This is a genomic window from Streptomyces sp. NPDC005202 (assembly GCF_040608235.1).
Taxonomy (GTDB): Bacteria; Actinomycetota; Actinomycetes; order Streptomycetales; family Streptomycetaceae; genus Streptomyces.
Window position 1 is genome coordinate 98,077 of sequence record NZ_JBEXHW010000007.1, and the last position, 18,844, is coordinate 116,920.

Below are 18,844 nucleotides of genomic sequence, written 5' to 3' on the forward strand. Positions count from 1 at the left end.
GCCGTCGTGGCTGAGCGCCGTTGCGGCGGGGAAGTACCGCTCCCCGCCGCAACTCACCCACCGCCTCAGCAGTGATAGACCGTCGTGTGCTTGAACGACGACGTCGCCCCGTTGAAGCCGTACGTGCCCCGGTAGGCCGGCGGGTTCTGGAACTCGCCGACGATGGTGATCGTGTCGGCGCAGGAGCCGGACTCGGTGCGCCTGGCGTCGAGGCGGATCGTGTCGCCGACGAAGCCGCCCGTGATGTCCCAGGGTGCGCCGCAGATGCCGGAGGTGATCCGGCCGCCGAGCACGACGTACGGGTGGGTGTTGGGGTTGTACTTCACCTCGATGCCGAAGGTGACCGCGCCGTTGTGCAGCTCCAGCTTCGCCGTGCTGGACACCGCCTCGGCGGACACGTCCTGCTGTGCGGCGAACGCCTCGTCCCGCGTCTTGACCTCCGCGCCCTGTGCGTTGTGGAAGCGGCGCTCGACCGCGGCCGCGCCCTTCTGCCTGCGTGCCTGTGTGGTCATGGGAATGAGCCTTTCCCTCGTAGGGAATGCGGCGGCCGTCAGGCCAGCCGCTCGGCGATCTCGACGCGCAGCAGCGCGCGGACGTTCGTGCGTTCGTCCTTCCCGGTCCCGACCCCCGTCACATTGGGCAGGCTCATCAGCCGGCCCTCATGGAGGCTGCGCGCACGACGTGCGTCCACTTCGGCTCGCCTCCCCCGGGGTTCTTCAGGTAGTGGCGTGTCTATTGCCCTGCACACCCCGCGGTCAAGGCGTTTCGCCGTAAATCATCGGATGGGTGGTGATCCATGCCGGTTGATCTTCTTTACCAAGAACCCTCCGGCCAACTCCTCAGGCCGGGCGGGACTTTTGGGTCCCGTGGGGCTGCGCAGACGGATTCATGGAACGGAGCCCGGTGAAGTCTCCCGGTGTTCAACTCCCGTTCAGGCATGGGCGGGACGGTTTCGCCGAACCGAGGTCCGCCACCCTCCACGGCACTCCCACCGTCACAGGAGACACCATGTCGCTCACCCGCAGGGACTTCGCCAGACAATCCGCGCTCACCGGTGCCGGGGTCGCGCTGGCCGGCAGCGTCGGCGCCCTCGCCACCGCGCCGAACGCCCTGGCGTCCACGGACACCGAGAGCGCGGGGGAGGAGTCGGCGGAGGCGCACGGCGGGGTCGGCTACGGACCGCTGATCCCCGACCCGAACGGCATCCTCGCCCTGCCCGCCGGCTTCTCGTACCGGATCATCACCTACAGCGGCAGGACCAAGCTGGAGTCGGGCGAGTTCACCCCGTCCAACCACGACGGCACCTCCACCTTCGACGGCCCGCGCGGAGCCACCCTCCTCGTCAACAACCACGAGCTCAAGGGCCCGCGCGCCAACTGGAAGTACCCCGTGCCGCTCACCGAGGGCCTCGTCTACGACCCGGCCGCCTCAGGCGGCTGCACGGTCGTCGAGGTGCGCCGCGACCACGTCGCCGAGTGGGTCGGCATCGCCGGCACCTCCACCAACTGCGCGGGCGGCAAAACCCCGTGGGGCACCTGGCTCACCTGCGAGGAGACCGAGGACAAGGCCGGCCAGAACGGCATGACCAAGGACCACGGCTACGTCTTCGAGGTCGACCCCGAGGACCGCCGGGCCAACCGCGACCCCAAGCCCATCAAGGCGCTCGGCCGCTACGCCCACGAGGCCGTCGTCGTCGACGCCAGGCGCGGCCACCTCTACCTCACCGAGGACGCGTCCGGCCCCAACGGCCTGCTGTACCGCTGGACCCCGCCGGAGGGTTTCCGCCACGGCCGCGGCAAGCTGCGCACCCTCGCCGACGACGCGGGCCGCCTGCAGGCCTTCAAGTGCTTCGACTCCGGCGGCAGGTTCGTCGACGACCTCTCCCGCGCCACGAAGATCGGCACGGTGTACGGGGTGGACTGGGTCGACGTCCCCGACCGTGACGCGAAGACCGTCCCCACGCGCAAGCAGTTCACCGACGGCCACATCACCCGCGCCCGCAAGCTCGAGGGCATGTGGTGGGGCGACGGCGGCGCCTACATCGTCTCCTCCTACGCCCGCGAGGAGAGCCCCGTCCAGCACGACGGCCAGGTCTGGTTCTACGACCCCAAGCGCCGCACCCTGACCCTGAAGGTCCTGCTCGGCGTGAACCCGGACCCGTCCCGGGACGGCAACTTCGACGGCCCGGACAACATCACCGTCTCCCCCTACGGCGGTCTCGTCATCGCCGAGGACGGCGAGGGCGTCCAGCACCTGTTCGGCGCCACCGACAGCGGCCGCACCTACCCCATCGCCCGCAACGAACTGAACATCGGCACCGAGGAGGAGCCGGAGTACAGCGAGTTCACCGGCGTCACCTTCTCGCCCGACGGGAAGACCCTGTTCGCCAACATCCAGGAGCCGGGCATCATGCTCGCCATCACCGGACCCTGGAAGCGGCAGAAGCGCCACTGAACTCCGGGCGGGAAATAAATGGTTCGCTCGACCCGCGGCCGTCCACCTAAAGTGATGCACGTCCAGGTGCGAAGGCAGGACCTACTTCCACTCTTCATGGGGAGGCCGCGGGTTCGAGTCCCGCCACCGGTACAACAGGCCGGTGTAGCTCAGGGGGCAGAGCACCTTGTCGGTTCCGCCGACCTCGATCTCTGGACACCACAACTTCATGCACCTCCCGGTGCGCAGGCTGCGGCTACTTCGTTCTGGTCGAATTCAACGCCGCCGCCGACTTGATCTCGGGAGGCGCAGCACATGGTGGATGCCCGGTGTGCGGGCCACGGTTACTTCCCGCTCCCCCATGGGGGGCCTGCATTCCGTCGCCGACTCCTGACCTCGGGCACCTTCCTTTTACTGCGCCTCCCTCCGAAACCGTTGCAGAAACAGACATGAATTCGGGGGAATTCAGCATGGCGCGATTCAACACCAAGGCCGCCAAGGCGCAGCCCACTTCGCGGGTGACGTCGACGGGCCGCGTGCTCCGTACCTACGAGGGCGGCCGGGGCCGTGAGCGGGACGCGCGCTCCGAGCTCTTCCTGCTCTCCGTCTCCCACCTCGTTACGCAGCAGACCTTCTACGAGGCCGGCGCCGACCGCGACGACCGGTTCGTGAAGCTCGTGCGCGAGCTCGCCGTCGCCGACCCGTCCTGGACGGCCGGCCTGCTCGGCTGGCTGCGCGGCGAGGGCAACCTCCGTACGGCCTCGATCGTGGGCGCCGCCGAATACGTGCAGGCCCGCCTGGAGGCGGGCGCCACCGACGGTCCGTCGAACCGGCAGGTCGTGGCCTCCGTGCTGCGGCGGCCCGACGAGCCCGGCGAGCTGCTCGCGTACTGGACCGCGACCTACGGCCGCAACGTGCCCAAGCCGGTCAAGCGCGGCATCGCCGACGCCGTACGACGGCTGTACCACGGCAAGGCGCTGCTGAAGTACGACACCGCCTCCAAGGGCTACCGCTTCGGCGACATCCTCAACCTCGTGCACGCGGCGCCGGACCCGGACAAGCCGTGGCAGGGCGAGCTGTTCCGGTACGCCCTCGACCGCCGGCACAACCCGGACACCGCCGTGCCGCCCGCGTCCATCCGCGTCCTGACCGCGCACCGCGAGCTGATGGCGCTGCCGGTCGCAGAGCGCCGGGCGGTCGTCACGGCGCCCGACGGAGCCGAGCGGCTCGCCGCCGCGGGCATCACCTGGGAGGCACTGGCCGGGTGGCTCCAGGGGCCGATGGACAAGGCTGCCTGGGAGGCCGTGATCCCGTCCATGGGCACCATGGCGCTCGTCCGCAACCTGCGGAACTTCGACGAGGCCGGGGTCTCCGACGAGGTGGCGGCCCTGGTCGCCGCGCGGATCAGCGACCCGGCGGAGGTCGCGCGGTCGCGGCAGTTCCCGTTCCGGTACCTCGCCGCGTACCAGCACGCGCCGTCGCTGCGCTGGTCGTACCCGCTGGAGCAGGCGCTCGGCCACTCGCTGGCCAACGTGCCCGCGCTGCCCGGCCGCACCCTGGTGCTCGTCGACCGCTCGGGCTCGATGTTCTACTCGCGGCTGTCCGACCGCTCGGAGCTCAACCGGGCCGACGCGGCGGCGATCTTCGGCACGGCGCTCGCGCTGCGGGCGGCGGACGCGGACCTCGTCGAGTTCGGGACGTCGAGCAACCGCGTGCCGTTCCGCAAGGGGGAATCGGTGCTGAAGATCCTGGAGCGCTTCGGCGACCTGGGCGGCACCGACACCACCGGGGCGGTCCGGCGCCACTACAAGAAGCACGACCGGGTGCTGATCGTCACGGACGAGCAGTACGCGTACAGCCACCATGGCGACCCGACCGAGCAGGTCCCGCCGCACGTGCCGGTCTACACCTGGAACCTCGCCGGCTACCGCGCGGGCCACGGCCCGTCCGGGAAGGCGAACAGGCACACCTTCGGGGGGCTGTCGGACGCGGCTTTCCGGATGGTCCCGCTCCTCGAGGCCGCTCGGGACGCCGACTGGCCGTGGGCTGCCTGACGGTTGACGCAAGGGCGGTGTCCGCATGTCGGTGCGGGCACCGCCCTTGTTCGTGCAGGTGCTGACATCTAACATTTCAGCTCGTGGAGGCCCTCCGACCCGTGCGCCGCACCCTGCTCAGGGACCGCGCCTACGAATCCATCCGGGACGCCATCGTGGCCGGGGAGATCGAGCCCGGCGCAGTGGTACGGGACGCCGAGCTCGCGGAGCGGCTCGGGCTGTCGCGGGCGCCGGTGCGCGAGGCGTTCTCGCGGCTGGTGGACGAAGGGCTGCTGGAGAGCAAACCGCAGAGCTACACGCGGGTGACCCCGCTCGTGGCGGCCGACGTCCGGGACGCAGCCGCTGTGGTGGGCGCCATGCACGAGCTGGTCACCCGGGTCGCCGTGCCCCGGCTGAGCGGTGCGGACGTCGACCTGATGCGCGCGGCCAACGAACGGTTCGCGGCCGCCGTCGGTGCCGGTGACGTGGACGCGGCCCTGCGTGCCGACGACGACCTGCACGACGTTCTGGTCCGGGTGAGCGGCAACCGCGCGGCCGCCGCCACCGTCGCCCGCTACACCCCGCTCATCCGCCGGCTGGAGCGACGGCGCTTCGGGGAGGGCGGCACCTGCCGCTCGGCGGGACTGCACGAGCGGCTCATCGAGGCCTGCGCGGGCGGTGACGCGGACGAGGCGGTCCGTGTCACCGCGGAGATCTGGCGCACCCTCGCCGACCTTGCCGACTCCGACTGACCCCTGGAGGCCCCGTGTCCCTCTCCGCGTCCTTGGCAGCATACGAGCGTTACCCGCTGCTCTTCGGGCCCTCGCCGGTCCACCGGCTGGAGCGGCTGACCAAGCACCTCGGCGGCGCGTCCCTGTGGGCCAAGCGCGAGGACTGCAACTCCGGGATCGCCTACGGCGGTAACAAGACCCGCAAGCTGGAGTACCTGGTCGCGGACGCGCTCGCGCAGGGCTGCGACACGCTCGTGTCGATCGGTGGCGTGCAGTCCAACCACACCCGCCAGGTCGCCGCCGTCGCCGCCCGCGCCGGGCTGAAGTGCGTGCTGGTTCAGGAGAGCTGGGTGGACTGGCCCGACTCCGTTTATGACAAGGTCGGCAACATCCTGATCAGCCGCCTCGCCGGAGCCGACGTGCGGCTGGTGAGGGCCGGGTTCGGTATCGGGTTCAAGGAAAGCTGGGAGCAGGCGCTGCGGGAGGTCGAGGAGGCGGGCGGCAAGCCGTACGCCATCCCCGCCGGCGCCTCCGACCACCCGCTCGGCGGCCTCGGCTTCGCCAACTGGGCCTATGAAGTCGCCGAGCAGGAGCGGGAGTTGGGGGTCTTCTTCGACACCGTGATCGTGTGCTCGGTGACCGGCTCGACCCAGGCGGGCATGGTCGCCGGGTTCCGTGCGCTCGAGGAGGCGGGCGGGCGGCCGCGCCGTGTGATCGGGATCGACGCGTCGGCGGAGCCCGCCCGCACCCGCGAGCAGATCGCCCGGATCGCCCGCCGCACCGGACAACTCATCGGCGTACGGAAGGAGTTGACACAGGAGGACGTCGAGCTGGACGAGCGGTACCACGCGGGCACGTACGGCATCCCCGACGAGACCACGCTGGAGGCGATGCGGTTGGCGGCCCGGACGGAGGGCATGGTCACCGACCCCGTGTACGAGGGGAAGTCGATGGCCGGGCTCATCGACCTGGTCTCGCGCGCAGAGATCGCCCGCGACTCCGCAGTCCTTTACGCCCACCTGGGCGGCCAGCCCGCGCTGAACGCGTACAGCGCACTGTTCTAGCCACCTATCCAGGCTGATGGCCGCCGAGCATGGCGGCCACGGCAGGCAGCCGGCCCATCGCCTGGGCCACTTTGAGGCCGTCCATGTAGTCGCGGTAGTCGCGGTAGTCGCGGTAGTCGCGCACGTGCACGATCGCACCGCTGCGAACCCGCATCACCACAAGGCCCGGGAACTCGAACGGCTTACCGGTGCCGGCCACGGTCCCGGTGACGAGCTGCTCGACGGTGATCACCTCAGGGTCGGTGGACTCGTGGACGGCCACCTCACGGATCTGCTGCGGCTGCGCCGGGCTTGCGCCCCAGGCGGCCTTGTAGCCCGCGCGTACCTCTTCCCGCCCGTGATAGCGCGTGGGCATACCCGGGAAGAGGAACGGAAACTCATGGACGGCGTCGACCGCGTACAGGTCGGCCAGTTCGTCCGCGGACTTGTTCAGCATCGCGCGGCGGTAGCGGGCCAGTATCCGGCGGGGCCCGGGGTCGGCCGTGGGAGCGGTGAGCATGCGGTCGGACTCCGTTCAGTCGGTGTGCGGTCGGACCGGCTTGCCTGGGTGACGAGCCCGCGAGCCGCCCACGGAGATAACCGGGGACTGTCTCCGTTTAATGCTCGATAAGATACGGAGAAGGGCCCCGGTTCGCAAGGAGTGTCTGGATGGCGCAGATCAGGTCCATGCGAGCGGACGCTCGGCGCAATTACGAGCGGCTGCTGAAAGCGGCGGCAGTCGCCTTCGCCGAGCACGGGGAGAACGCGTCGCTCGATGACATCGCCAAGCGGGCGGGGGTCGGCTCCGGCACGCTGTACCGGCACTTCCCGAACCGTCGGGCGCTGCTGGAGGCGGCGTACGTCGACCGGATCGAGGAGATCGCCGCGCGGGCCGACGAGCTCGCGAAGGAGCTGCCGCCGGGCGAGGCGCTGGTGGAGTGGCTGAACGAGCTCTGCGTCGGGATGATCCAGGTGCGCGGCCTGAAGGCGCTGCTGCAGTCGGCCGTCACGGACGGCGGTTCGGCCGCGGTCACGGCCTGCGGTACTTCGGTGAAGGGCGCGGCGACCCGGCTGGTGGAGGCGGCGCAGCGGGAGGGGGCACTGCGGTCCGACGTCGAGCCGATCGAGGTCCTGCGGCTGGCGCACGGGGTGGCGACGGCGTCGGAGCTGGCGAACGGCGAGGGGAAGCACATTCGCCGCTACCTGTCGCTGCTGACGGAGGGACTGGGACTGCGGCCGGGCGACGGGGACCGAGGGGCGGGCGCCCCCTGACCGGGGGCGCCCCTGCTGTCGTACCCCTCCTACAGGGCCTGGGCCGCCGGCTTCACCATGTTGCGTACGGTGCGGGCCTTGACGAAGTCGCCGATGGCGGTCATCTCCCACTCGCCGGAGAACTGCCGGATGAGCTTGGCCATCATGACGCCGGTCTGCGGCTCGGCGTTGGTGAGGTCGAAGCGGACCAGTTCCTGGTCGGTCGCGGCGTCGACGAGGCGGCAGTAGGCCTTGGCGACCTCGGTGAACTTCTGGCCCGAGAAGGAGTTCACGGTGAACACCAGGCCGGTCACCTCCTGGGGCAGGCGCCCGAGGTCGACCACGATCACCTCGTCGTCGCCTCCGCCCTCGCCCGTGAGGTTGTCGCCGGAGTGCTTGACCGCGCCGTTGAGGATGGTCAGCTTGCCGAAGTAGCAGCTGTCTACGTGGTTGCGCTGCGGACCGTAGGCGATGACCGAGGCGTCCAGGTCGATGTCCGCGCCGCGGAACGCCGGCTCCCAGCCGAGGCCCATCTTGACCTGGGAGAGCAGCGGGCGGCCGCCCTTGACGAGGGACACGGTCTGGTTCTTCTGGAGGCTGACCCGGCCCTTGTCGAGGTTGATCTTCCCGGCGCCGGGAGCGGGGGCCGGCGGGGCCGGGGGCGCGGCGGGCGCAGAGGGGGCAGGGGGAGTAGCGAGCGTCGGCGCCGGGGGAGTGGTGAGCGGCGGGGCGGGCGGGGTCACCGGCGGCTGCACGGTGGGGGCGGGCGGAGCCACGGGCTGGGCGGGGGCGGCCGGTTCGTCCACCGTGACGCCGAAGTCGGTGGCGATGCCGGCGAGGCCGTTGGCGTACCCCTGGCCGACGGCGCGGGCCTTCCACTGACCGTTGCGCAGATAGATCTCCACGACCACCAGAGCCGTCTCGGTGCCGAGCTGCGGCGGCGTGAACGTCGCCAGGACCGAGCCGTCGTCCGCGTTGCGGAGGGTGGCGGTGGGTTCGATGCCCTGGAAGGTCTGGCCGGCCGCGTCGGGGCTCGCGGTGACGACGATCTTCTCGATGCCCGGGGGGAGGGCGGTGGTGTCGACGATGATCGCATCGGGCGCCGCACCGCCCCCCGAGCGATAGGTCACGCCCGCTCCAGCCGGCTGGTTGTAGAAGATGAAGTCGTCGTCGGAGCGCACCTTGCCGTCGGCGGTGAGCAGCAGGCCCGATACGTCGAGCCGCACCGGTGCGGCGACGTCCACCGCCACGCGAGCGGCGGAGAGAGGGATGTTCGAGCCGGGGGTCATAGCTGTCATGCCGGGTGAACGAACGAGACCGCTTTACCGTTCCCTTACTCAGCGCCCATCCGGCGGAGCCGGCCGACCCCCGGCCCGCGCTCCCACGGGCTCCTACGGGACGACGACGATCTTCCGTCCCACGCCCGCCGCGAACTGCTCCAGCGCCTCCGGGTAGCGCTCCAGCGGGATCCGGTCGCTGATGAACACCTCGGGGTCCAGCACCCCGTTCGCGAACAGCTCGGCCGCCCGCTCGAAGCTGTGCAGCACCGCCATCGACCCGGTGATGGTGATCTCCTGGTTGTAGATGCGGTACGGGTCGATCGTCACCCGGGTCGCGTAGTCGGCCACCCCGAACTGCAGGAACGTACCCGCCTTCGCCACCCGGCCCAGGCCGTCCTGGATCGCCGCCGCGTTGCCGGTCGCGTCGACGACCACGTCCCAGCCCTGAGGCCGGTCCAGCTCGTCCGCGTTCGCCGCCGACGCCGACAGGCCCAGCTTCCGCGCCGTCTCCAGCCGCGCCGGGTTCACGTCGACCACGTCCACGCTCGCCGCACCCGTCCGCTTGGCCAGCTCCAGCATCATCAGGCCCATCGTTCCGGAGCCGTAGATCAGGACGTGCGCGCCCAGCCGGGACTGCAGGACGTCGTAGCCGCGCACCGCGCAGGACAGCGGTTCTATCAGGGCCGCGTCCTGGGTGCGGACGTGCTCGGGGAGCTTCACGCAGTTGGCCACCGGTGCCACCGCGTACTGCGCCGCTCCGCCGGCCGTCGTCACGCCGATCGCGGCCCACCGCTCACAGAGGTTGTTGTGGCCGGTACGGCAGTACCGGCACTCGTAGCAGTACAGGGACGGGTCTACGGCCACCCGGTCGCCGACCGACACCTCGGTGACCTGGGTGCCCACGCCGACCACCTCGCCCGCGAACTCGTGCCCCGGCACGATCGGCAGCTTGGGCGCGAACTCCCCCTGAAGGATGTGCAGATCCGTGCCGCACAGACCGCAGGCCGCGACCTCGACGACGACCTCGCGGGGCCCTGGCGTCGGGTCCGCAACCTCGGAGACGACGGCGCGGCCCACGGACTCGATGACGGCGGCCTTCATTTAACGGCTCCCAACGACAGGCCCTGGACCAACTTGTCCTGGGCGGCGAACCCCGCGGCGAGCACCGGCAGGGAGATGACGAGCGACGCGGCGCACACCTTGGCCAGGAACAGGCCCTGGCTGGTGATGAAGCCGGTCAGGAAGACGGGGGCGGTCTCGGCGACCACACCCGTGAGCACCCGGGCGAACAGAAGCTCGTTCCAGCTGAAGATGAAGCAGATCAGCGCCGTGGCGGCGATGCCGGGCAGGGCGATGGGCGCCACCACGCGGCCGAGCACCGTCGGCAGCCTGGCGCCGTCGATCTGCGCCGCCTCGATGACCGCGACCGGCACCTCGGCGAGGAAGGACTGCATCATCCACACCGCGATCGGCAGGTTCATGGACGTGTAGAGGACGACCAGCGTCCAGACGTTGTCGAGCAGCCCGGCGTTCTTGGCGAAGAGGTAGATCGGCAGCAGGCCCGCAACCGCCGGCAGCATCTTGGTGGACAGGAAGAAGAACAGGACGTCGGTCCACTTCTTCACGGGCCGGATGGACAGTGCGTACGCGGCGGGCAGGGCGAGGAGCAGCGTCAGCAGGGTGGAGACCACCGATGCCGTCGTCGAGTTGATCAGCGCGGGCCAGGGGCTGGCGCCGCCGTCCAGGCCGAAGAACTCGCGGTAGCTGTCCAGGGTGAACGGGGCGGTGAGGGAGGGCGGGTTGGTCGCCGCGTCCGTCTCGGAGTGGAAGGACGTCAGCGCCATCCAGAGGATGGGCAGCACGAACAGGATGCCGAGCAGCCAGGCGGCCACCCCCAGGGCGGCGCCCTTGAGGCTGCGGCCGGAGCGGGTCCGCCGCGGTGCGCGTTGCTGCGAGGGAGCGGTGACGATGGTCGTCATGCGCGGGACGCCTCCTCACGGAACAGGGACGACACGACGCGCAGGGCGAAGGTCGCGAGGGCGATCGAGCCGATGACGACGAGGACGCCGGCCGCGGAGGCGAGACCGTTCTCGTGCGCCTGGTAGAAGGTCTGGTAGACGGTGTACGGCAGGTTCGCGGTCCCCAGGCCGCCGGAGGTGATGGTGAACACCGCGTCGAAGTTCTGCACGATGTAGATCGAGCCGAGCAGCACGCCCAGTTCGAGGTAGCGGCGCAGATGCGGCAGCGTGATGTGGACGAACACCTGCCAGTCGCTCGCGCCGTCCATCCGGGCCGCCTCGATCAGTTGCGGGTCGCGGCTTTGCAGCCCGGCCAGCAGGATCAGCATCATGAACGGCGTCCACTGCCAGACCAGGGAGGCCTCGACCGCCGTCAGCGGCATGGTGGAGATCCAGTCCGGCTGGGGCGCGCCGTCTCCTGCGATCCAGTGCAGTACGCCGTTGAACAGGCCGTACTCCGGGTTGAACAGCACGTGCTTCCACAGCAGGGCGGCCGCCACCGGGACCAGGAGGAAGGGCGCGATGAGCATGGTGCGTACGGCGGCCCGGCCACGGAAGCGGCGGTCCAGCAGCAGCGCCAGCACCAGCCCGAGCAGCAGGCTGACGAGCACCACGGTGGCCGTCAGCAGGACGGTCGTCCACACCGACTTGCGCAGCTCGGGTGTGCTCAGGACGTCGGCGTAGTTGGCGAAGCCGGCGAAGTGGCGGTCCTTCGGGTACAGCGCGTTCCAGTCGAAGAACGAGATCACCAGGGTCGCCACGAACGGCAGCTGCGTCACGATGATCATGAAGATCAGCGCGGGCAGCAGCGGGGCCCGGGTGGCCCATGCACGTATACGGTTCGACGGCCGGGCCGCCGGCCGCGCGGTGGCGGCGGCGACCCGGGCAGAGGTCGTCACGGTCATGATCCCTCGTACTTCTTGGCGACGGCCTCGGCGAGCTGCTGCGACTTCTTCAGCGCGCTGTCGACGGACTCCCGGCCGGCGATGGCGGAGCTGATCTCCTGGGAGACCTTGGTGCCCAGGTCGGTGAACTCGGGGATACCGACGAACTGGATGCCTGGCGCGGGGCGGGGCTGCACGCCCGGGTTGTTGGGCTTGGCGTTGGAGATGGCGTCCCGGGTGACGTCCGCGAACGCGGCCGCCTCCTTGCGGTACTCCGGGATGTCATAGGTCGAGGCACGCTTGCCGGCCGGCACATTCGACCAGCCCGTGGACTTGCCGACGAGCTTCTCGTAGTCCTTGCCGGAGGCCCAGGAGATGAACTTCCAGGCGTCGTCCGCGTGCTTGGACGCCTTCTGGATGCCCCAGGCCCAGGTGTAGAGCCAGCCGGAGCTCTCGGTCTTCTCGACCGGGGCCGGGACATAGCCGATCTTGCCCTTGACGGGGGAGTCGGCGGCCTCCAGTGAACCCGCGCCGGCCGTGGCGTCGTACCACATCGCCGTCTTGCCCTGGGTCATGTTGTTGAGGCACTCGGCGTAGCCGGACTGCGCGGCGCCGGACTCGCCGTGCTTGCGGACCAGGTCGACGTAGAACTGCGTGGCCTGCTTGAACTCCTTGGAGTCCAGCCGTGCCTTCCAGTCCTTGTCGAACCAGGTGCCGCCGAAGGTGTTGACGACCGTGGTCAGCGGCGCCATCACCTCACCCCAGCCCGGCAGCCCGCGCAGGCAGATGCCCTTCATACCGGACTCGGCGCCGTCCACCTTGGCGGCCAGGTCGGCGACCTGCTGCCAGGTGGGATGGGCGGGCATGGTCAGGCCCTTCTTCTGGAAGACGTCCTTGCGGTACATCAGGAAGGAGGACTCGCCGTAGAAGGGCTCACCGTAGAGCTTGCCGTCCTGGGCGGTGAGGGCCTGCCGCATCGGGGCGAGGATGTCCTGCTGGTCGAAGGCGGTGTCGCTCTTGACGTACGAGTCGATCGGGTGGAGCCACCCGTTCTTGGCGTAGATCGGGATCTCGTAGTTGCTGAGCGTGGCGACGTCGTACTGGCCGGCCTGGTTGGCGAAGTCCTGGCTGATCTTGTCTCTGACGTCGTTCTCCGGGAGGACGGTGAAGTTCACCTTGATCCCGGTGTCCTTGGTGAAGTTGGCGGCGGCGAGCTTCTGCAACTCGACCATCTGTGGGTTGTTCACCATCAGGACGTTGATGGAGTGGCCGGAGGATCCGGATCCTCCGGCACCGCCGGCGCCGGAGCAGCCGGCGAGCAGCGGGGTGACCAGCGTCCCTACGGCGGCCACGGCAAACAAGGTGCGAGGCGCCCGTCGGCTCTGGGTTCGCATGGTGTGCTCCTGATCGGTCGGTGACGCATGGGCAGCGGGGATGCGTCGACTGAAATCCGCCTAAGCGTTCTTTAGGGCAGAAATTGACAGAAACGGACAGGGTGGGGGTGTGCGGGTCCGCCGTGCGGGATGGTTGTGCGGCTGTCCCGAGGCCGACCGTGAATCGCCTCAGACCCGGATGACCTGCGGGCCCTGCAGCGAGTAGCGGTGGGCTTCGGAGGCCGGGAGCTGCGTGCTGGTGACGATGGCCTCCAGGTCGCTGATCTTTGCGAACCGGCAGAAGCTCACCGCCCCGAACTTGGTGTGCACGCCCGCGAAGACCGTGCGGCGGGCGGCCCGGATCGCCTGGGACTTGACCTCGCTGACCGCCGGGTCGGGCGTGGTCAGCCCGTGTTCGCGGGAGACGCCGTTGGCTCCGATGTACGCCAGGTCGATCACGAACCCGGCCAGCATCTTCGTCGTCCAGTGGTCGACGGTGGCGAGCGTGCCGGACCGTACCCGGCCGCCCAGCAGCAGGACCGTCATGTTCTCGGCCTCGGCAAGCGCGCCCGCGGTGGCCAGGGACGCGGTGACCACGGTCAGCGGCCGGTCCCGGGGCAGCGCCTCGGCGATGAGCTGCGGGGTGAACCCCTCGTCCACGAAGACGGTCTCGGCGTCTTGGAGCAGCTCGGCCGCGGCGGCCGCGATCCGGCGCTTCTCGGGCACGTGGCTGGTGGCACGGAAGGCGAGGGTCGTCTCGAAGCCGGCGCTCTCCACGGGGTAGGCGCCGCCGTGCGTGCGGCGGATGAGCCCGTGGTCCTCCAGCGCGCGCAGATCGCGTCGTACGGTCTCCTTCGCGACGCCCAGTTCGGCGGCGAGCGTGGTGACGTCGACCGATCCCGTGCGGCGGGCGGTCTTGACGATCTCGCGCTGACGTTCCTCCGCGGTTCTCGCCGTCATCGCCCACACCTGCCTTTCGTGCTGCGTTCTGTGCTCGTTCGGGCTCGGGGCGCTCAGGCCGCTGTCGAGGGGGTGACTGGATTCAGCCGCTCGGGCCGGTGCCTGTTCACCCTTTCGACACCGGCGCGACCCTTCGGCTCACTCGCTGATGCCCGTTCGGGCCCTGTGCGGCCCATGGGGAAGTTCTACAGCGGGCATGGCGCGGTGACCAGGCCTGTTGCGTGCCCGAGTGTGCCCGATCCTGCCCGTTCGGATCGATGCCTGCCCGCGTCGGACCTGGGGCGGAGCTGTGTGGCGGGTGGGATCGGGCAGCTTTCGTGCCCGAACAGCGGGGCGGGCGGGCCCGTTCGGTGCCCGCCCGCCCCAAGAGGGTGCCGTCAGTACGGCCAGATCGGCGGGTCGGTCACGAAGTGGCCGCCCAGGTAGGCGTGCGCCTCGTTCTCCGGGTCCAGCTCGCCCTGCTCGGCGATCAGCTTCTCGGCGTACGGCTCGGAGTCGTCCTGCGGCTCGTAGCCGAGCGCCCGCGCGGTCGTCAGGTCCCACCACAGCCGGGTGTTGGCGGAGGAGCCGTAGACGACGGTGTGGCCGACGTGCTCGGCGGTCAGGGCGGCGTGGAAGAGGCGGGCGCCGTCGTCGGGGCTCATCCACACCGAGAGCATGCGCACGCTGGTCGGCTCCGGGAAGCAGGAGCCGATGCGCACCGAGACGGTCTCCAGGCCGTGCTTGTCCCAGTAGAACTGCGCGAGGTCCTCGCCGAAGGACTTCGACAGGCCGTAGAAGGTGTCCGGGCGGCGCGGGGTGTCGATCGGGATCAGCGGGTCGTCGCCCTGGGGGCGGGGCGTGTAGCCGACCGCGTGGTTGGAGGAGGCGAAGACGATCCGCCCGACCCCCTCCTCACGGGCCGCCTCGTACAGGTGGTACGTCCCCTCGATGTTGGCCTTGAGGATCTTCTCGAACGGGGCTTCCAGGGAGATGCCCGCGAGATGGATGATCGCGTCCACGCCCCGGACGGCCTCCCGCAGGGCCTCCTTGTCGGCGAGGTCCGCGGTGATGGCGTCCGGCTCGCCCTCGATGGGGCGGATGTCGAGGAGGCGCAGCTCGTAGCCGTAGTCGGGCAGCAGGCCCCGCATCAGGGTGCCGAGCCCGCCGGCGGCGCCGGTGAGCAGAACGGTGCGGGGAGCGGGCATCCTCGGTCTCCTTGGGTCGGCGGCCGCATGCATGGACAGTATTCACATGCATGGACACGCTAAGGATCGTGGCCACGCCCCGTCAAGTGTGGCGTGGAGTCGCGAAATCCGCTCGCCGTGTTGCTGGTTTCCCTGCTTGACCGGTCTTGATGATGCCCTTTAGCGTGGGCGTGTTCAGAGATATGGACATGGATCAGAAACGTGCACCGCTGCGGTCCGCGTACGAGCGCCGGTCTCGTGTGAGCGCCTGCCTTAGGGAGAGCCCGTGACGTCAGCCCCCCTCGCCGAACGCCTCAGCATCCCCAGCGGGCCGCTGTTCTTCCCCGTCACCGCCTTCGGCCCCGACGGCTCCCTCGACCTCGACGTCTACCGCACGCACGTGCGGCGCGGGGTCGAGGCCGGGGCGGCGGCCGTGTTCGCGTGCTGTGGCACCGGGGAGTTCCACGCGCTCACGCCCGAGGAGTTCGAGCGTTGTGTCCGCGCGGCCGTCGAGGCCGCCGAGGGGCGCGTTCCGGTCGTGGCGGGCGCCGGATACGGCACCGCGCTCGCCGTGCGGTACGCACGGCTGGCGGAGGCGGCCGGGGCGGACGGGCTGCTCGCCATGCCGCCGTACCTCGTGATCGCCGGACAGGAAGGGCTCCTGCGCCACTATCGTGAGGTGGCCGCCGCCACGGAACTGCCCGTCATCGTCTACCAGCGTGACAACGCCGTGTTCACCCCCAGGGCCGTGGTCGAACTGGCCCGCACGGACGGCATCATCGGCTTCAAGGACGGCCTCGGCGACCTGGACCTCATGCAGCGGATCGTGAGCGCCGTCCGCAGCGAGGTCCCCGGCGACTTCCTGTACTTCAACGGCCTGCCGACCGCCGAGCAGACCCAGCTCGCCTACCGCGGCATCGGCATCACCCTCTACTCCTCCGCCGTCTTCTGCTTCGTCCCGGAGATCGCCCTCGCCTTCCACCAGGCGCTCGCCTCCGGCGACGAGGCCACCGCGCACCGGCTCCTGGACGGCTTCTACCGCCCGTTCGTCGAACTGCGCGCCCAGGGCCGCGGCTACGCCGTGTCCCTCGTGAAGGCCGGGGTACGGCTGCGGGGGCTGGACGTGGGGGAGGTGCGGCCGCCGCTGCACGAGCCGGCCGAGGACCATGTCAAGCAGCTCGCCCAGCTGATCGAGCGCGGGTACGCGCTGCTCGAGGAGGACGTGTGAAGACGTCGGCCTTCGTCTACCCCTGGGACGTCAACGGCGATCCCGAGGCCCCCGCACGCATCGCCGCGCTCGGCGTGCAGCAGGTGACGCTCGCCGCCGCCTACCATTCCACGCGCGCGTTGACCCCCCGTCATCCGCGCCACCGCGTCGTCACCGCCGAGCACGCCGCCGTCCTCTACCCCACGGACGGCCGCTGGGAGGGCCGCGCCCTGCGCCCGTACCCGGCCGGTGACTGGGCGCCCGGGGACGCGTACGGCGAGGCCGCCGCCGCGCTCGCGGAAGCCGGTTTGGAGGTGCACACCTGGGTGGTGCTCGCCCACAACTCCCGCCTGGGCGCCGAGCACCCGGAGACCTCGGTCGTCAACGCCTACGGCGACCGCTACCCGTGGGCCCCGTGCATCGCGCAGCCCGTCACGCGCGCGTACCTGGTCGACCTGGCCGCCGAGGCGGCGGTACGGCCGGGGGCCCGCGGCACCGAGCTGGAGTCCCTCGGCTGGTACGGCCTCGCGCACCTGCACGCCCACGACAAGACGGCCGGGGTCGGCCTCGGGGATGCCGGGCAGTACCTGATGTCGCTGTGCTTCTGCCCGGCCTGCCGCGCGGGGTACGGCGAACGGGGCCTGGACGCGGAGGAGTTGGCGGACGCCGTACGGACCGCCCTGGAGCCGGTGTGGCAGGGCGCGCCCTCCGGCGGAGGCTGGGCGGGGGTCGAGAAGCTGCTCGGGGAGGCGAAGGCGACCGTCACGCGCGCGTGGCGCGACGACACCGCCCGCACGCTCCAGGAGGCCGCGGTCGCGGCGGTCCGCGCGGCGGCACCCGACGGCTTCCAGGTGCTGCTGCACGCCGACCCGGTGTCGTACCACTGCGGCGCCAACGCCGGCGTCGACCCCGCGCACATCCTGTCCGTCGCGGACGGCGTGGTCGTGCCCTGCACCGGAGGTTCCGGTCTGCTCACCCCGTTCGCCGAACAGGGGCGCGAGTGCGCCGTCCTGGCCGCCAACTTCACCATCGTCTCCGGCATGGGCGGCAGCTCGCGCCGGCTGGCGGCGGACGCCGCGCGGGCCCGCGACCTCGGGGCGACACAACTGCGCCTGTATCACGCCGGGTTGGCCTCGGACGGCGATCTGGCGGCGGTGCGTTCGGCGCTCGCCGGGCTCTGACCCAGCAGCGCCACCGTCACCAGCAGCGCCACCCCAGCAGCGCCACCCCCAGCAGCACCACCCCCAGCAGCACCACCCCCAGCAGCACCAACAGCAGCCGGTGGTCGACGAGTTCGACCAGCCCGGCCCCCGCGGCCAGTCCGATCACGTTCGGCACGAAGACCATCGTGTTGGCCGTGGCGGCCGCACGGCCGAACAGCTCTCCCGGCGTCTCGCGCTGCACGGCGGTGAACGCGGCGATCAGCACGCACGGCAGCCCCGCCCCGATCGCCGCGCTGCACCCGAGGGCCACCGGGGCGGACGGGATGGCCCGCAGGGCCACCGCGACCGCCGTGAGGGCGATCCCGCAGGCCGCGAACCGGCGCTCGCCCAGGCGTCGCAGCAAGGTCCCCGAGGCGAGCCCGACCGCGACCGACCCGGCACCCTGGGCGGCGTACAGCACTCCGGCGTACGCGGGGGAGTGCCCGAGGCCGTCCACGACGGCGTAGACCAGCGCGCCGTTGAGGCCCGCGAAGAGCATGGTGGTGCCGCCGGCCAGCACCAGCGGGCGCAGGCGCGCGTGGTCCCACAGATGGCGGGCGCCCTCGGCGGTCTGCTCCCGCCAGCTGCTCACGGGCCGGCCGGGCCTGTCCTCATGGACGCGCAGGAGCGCGTACAGGCCCGCGGCGAGCACGAACGTGACCGCATCCAGCAGGGCCACGCTCGGGCCGCCGTACGCCGCGTAGACGCCCGCGCCGGCCAGCGGGGCCAGGAGCTTCATGCCCTCCGTCGCGGTCGTCCGCAGTCCGTTGAAGTCGCCGAGCAGTGCGGGGTCGACGGCGGCGGCCAGCAGCGCCGACTCCGCCGCGTCGTGCACGATGCTTGCGGCGCCGTACCCGAACAGGACCGCGAAGAGCAGCCGGAGCCGGCCTGGGGAGTCGACGGTGAGGAGGGTGAGCAGGAGCGCGGCCAGGAGCAGGTTCGTGCCGATCAGCAGGGGCCCCCGGCGGGCGCGGTCGGCGAGCGTGCCGAGCAGCGGGCCGGCCAGGGTCGGCGCCCACAGAGCGAGCAGGCACAGCGCGGCCAGCCCGTCCGAGCCGGTGAAGTCCTTGACCCACACACCGACGCCAGCCACAGCGCAGACGTGCCGAAGCCGGAGACCACCACCGCGGCCAGACACAGTCCCGCCTCGCGGTTCCGCAGGACACGCACCGGTGTCCAGGTTGTCGTCGTCACGCCTGGTGATCGTGGTGCTGAGGCCCGGCCCCGCGGATGGGCCAGATGCCTTGGAAACGGCGCTCCCCT

The 18,844-nt window shown here is 70.9% G+C and carries 17 protein-coding genes and 1 pseudogene; 7 read left to right on the top strand and 11 right to left on the bottom strand.

Annotated features, from left to right (window positions below; translation table 11 throughout):
- Positions 1–65: 65 nt before the first annotated feature.
- Together ABZV31_RS14260 and ABZV31_RS14265 are read right to left on the bottom strand one after the other, a co-directional pair.
- Entirely contained in the window at positions 66–512 is a 447-nt protein-coding gene (locus ABZV31_RS14260) for a hypothetical protein (RefSeq protein ID WP_355892696.1), read from the bottom strand.
- Positions 513–550: 38 nt separating this feature from the next.
- Positions 551–691 carry a hypothetical protein gene (locus ABZV31_RS14265; protein ID WP_355892698.1) on the bottom strand — a complete coding sequence of 47 codons (141 nt, stop codon included), beginning with the start codon at positions 689–691 and terminating at the stop codon, positions 551–553.
- A gap of 317 nt (positions 692–1,008) precedes the next feature.
- Here ABZV31_RS14265 and ABZV31_RS14270 point away from each other — a divergent pair, with 317 nt between their 5' ends.
- The 4 genes from ABZV31_RS14270 (at position 1,009) to ABZV31_RS14285 (ending at position 6,261) form a co-directional block, all read left to right on the top strand.
- Positions 1,009–2,454: an alkaline phosphatase PhoX gene (locus ABZV31_RS14270; protein WP_355892701.1), complete on the top strand. Its 1,446-nt coding sequence runs from the start codon at positions 1,009–1,011 to the stop codon at positions 2,452–2,454.
- 449 nt (positions 2,455–2,903) lie between these two features.
- Positions 2,904–4,487 (top strand): TROVE domain-containing protein, encoded by a 1,584-nt coding sequence (locus ABZV31_RS14275; protein ID WP_355892704.1) that lies wholly within the window; start codon positions 2,904–2,906, stop codon positions 4,485–4,487.
- Between the two features lie 83 nt (positions 4,488–4,570).
- Entirely contained in the window at positions 4,571–5,218 is a 648-nt protein-coding gene (locus tag ABZV31_RS14280) for a GntR family transcriptional regulator (RefSeq protein ID WP_355892707.1), read from the top strand.
- 14 nt (positions 5,219–5,232) lie between these two features.
- Complete coding sequence (locus ABZV31_RS14285) at positions 5,233–6,261, top strand: 1-aminocyclopropane-1-carboxylate deaminase (protein WP_355892710.1); 1,029 nt, start codon at positions 5,233–5,235, stop codon at positions 6,259–6,261.
- A 4-nt stretch (positions 6,262–6,265) separates the two neighbouring features.
- On the opposite strand, the gene ABZV31_RS14290 is transcribed toward ABZV31_RS14285, so the two are convergent.
- Positions 6,266–6,760, bottom strand: coding sequence for a nuclear transport factor 2 family protein (locus ABZV31_RS14290; protein ID WP_355892713.1), 495 nt, complete (start codon positions 6,758–6,760; stop codon positions 6,266–6,268).
- A 149-nt stretch (positions 6,761–6,909) separates the two neighbouring features.
- Between ABZV31_RS14290 and ABZV31_RS14295 the strand changes: the two genes are divergently transcribed.
- Entirely contained in the window at positions 6,910–7,512 is a 603-nt protein-coding gene (locus ABZV31_RS14295) for a helix-turn-helix domain-containing protein (RefSeq protein WP_355892716.1), read from the top strand.
- A 29-nt stretch (positions 7,513–7,541) separates the two neighbouring features.
- On the opposite strand, the gene ABZV31_RS14300 is transcribed toward ABZV31_RS14295, so the two are convergent.
- The 7 genes from ABZV31_RS14300 to ABZV31_RS14330 all read right to left on the bottom strand — a co-directional run bounded on the left by ABZV31_RS14300 (position 7,542) and on the right by ABZV31_RS14330 (position 15,193).
- Positions 7,542–8,780, bottom strand: a complete 1,239-nt coding sequence (locus ABZV31_RS14300; RefSeq protein ID WP_355893049.1) for a TerD family protein — start codon at positions 8,778–8,780, stop codon at positions 7,542–7,544.
- A 102-nt stretch (positions 8,781–8,882) separates the two neighbouring features.
- On the bottom strand, positions 8,883–9,872 hold the full coding sequence (locus ABZV31_RS14305) for a zinc-dependent alcohol dehydrogenase family protein (RefSeq protein ID WP_355892719.1): 990 nt from the start codon (positions 9,870–9,872) through the stop codon (positions 8,883–8,885).
- Positions 9,869–10,750: a carbohydrate ABC transporter permease gene (locus ABZV31_RS14310; protein ID WP_355892722.1), complete on the bottom strand. Its 882-nt coding sequence runs from the start codon at positions 10,748–10,750 to the stop codon at positions 9,869–9,871. Before ABZV31_RS14310 ends, ABZV31_RS14305 begins: the two co-directional genes overlap by 4 nt.
- Positions 10,747–11,694 carry a sugar ABC transporter permease gene (locus tag ABZV31_RS14315; protein WP_355892725.1) on the bottom strand — a complete coding sequence of 316 codons (948 nt, stop codon included), beginning with the start codon at positions 11,692–11,694 and terminating at the stop codon, positions 10,747–10,749. The genes ABZV31_RS14310 and ABZV31_RS14315 overlap by 4 nt, the downstream gene beginning before the upstream one ends.
- On the bottom strand, positions 11,691–13,067 hold the full coding sequence (locus tag ABZV31_RS14320) for a sugar ABC transporter substrate-binding protein (protein WP_355892728.1): 1,377 nt from the start codon (positions 13,065–13,067) through the stop codon (positions 11,691–11,693). The genes ABZV31_RS14315 and ABZV31_RS14320 overlap by 4 nt, the downstream gene beginning before the upstream one ends.
- A 168-nt stretch (positions 13,068–13,235) precedes the next feature.
- Positions 13,236–14,006: a DeoR/GlpR family DNA-binding transcription regulator gene (locus ABZV31_RS14325; RefSeq protein WP_355892731.1), complete on the bottom strand. Its 771-nt coding sequence runs from the start codon at positions 14,004–14,006 to the stop codon at positions 13,236–13,238.
- Between the two features lie 377 nt (positions 14,007–14,383).
- Positions 14,384–15,193: an NAD(P)-dependent oxidoreductase gene (locus ABZV31_RS14330; RefSeq protein WP_355892733.1), complete on the bottom strand. Its 810-nt coding sequence runs from the start codon at positions 15,191–15,193 to the stop codon at positions 14,384–14,386.
- A 265-nt stretch (positions 15,194–15,458) separates the two neighbouring features.
- Here ABZV31_RS14330 and ABZV31_RS14335 point away from each other — a divergent pair, with 265 nt between their 5' ends.
- Together ABZV31_RS14335 and ABZV31_RS14340 are read left to right on the top strand one after the other, a co-directional pair.
- A complete protein-coding gene (locus tag ABZV31_RS14335) occupies positions 15,459–16,400 on the top strand; it encodes a 5-dehydro-4-deoxyglucarate dehydratase (protein ID WP_355892736.1) in 942 nt (313 codons plus the stop codon).
- Complete coding sequence (locus ABZV31_RS14340; protein WP_355892739.1) at positions 16,397–17,560, top strand: hypothetical protein; 1,164 nt, start codon at positions 16,397–16,399, stop codon at positions 17,558–17,560. The genes ABZV31_RS14335 and ABZV31_RS14340 overlap by 4 nt, the downstream gene beginning before the upstream one ends.
- Here ABZV31_RS14340 and ABZV31_RS14345 read toward each other — a convergent pair.
- Positions 17,497–18,775 (bottom strand): annotated as a pseudogene (locus ABZV31_RS14345) (MFS transporter). The gene ABZV31_RS14340 and the pseudogene ABZV31_RS14345 sit on opposite strands and share 64 nt — an antisense overlap.
- Between the last annotated feature and the right edge of the window lie 69 nt (positions 18,776–18,844).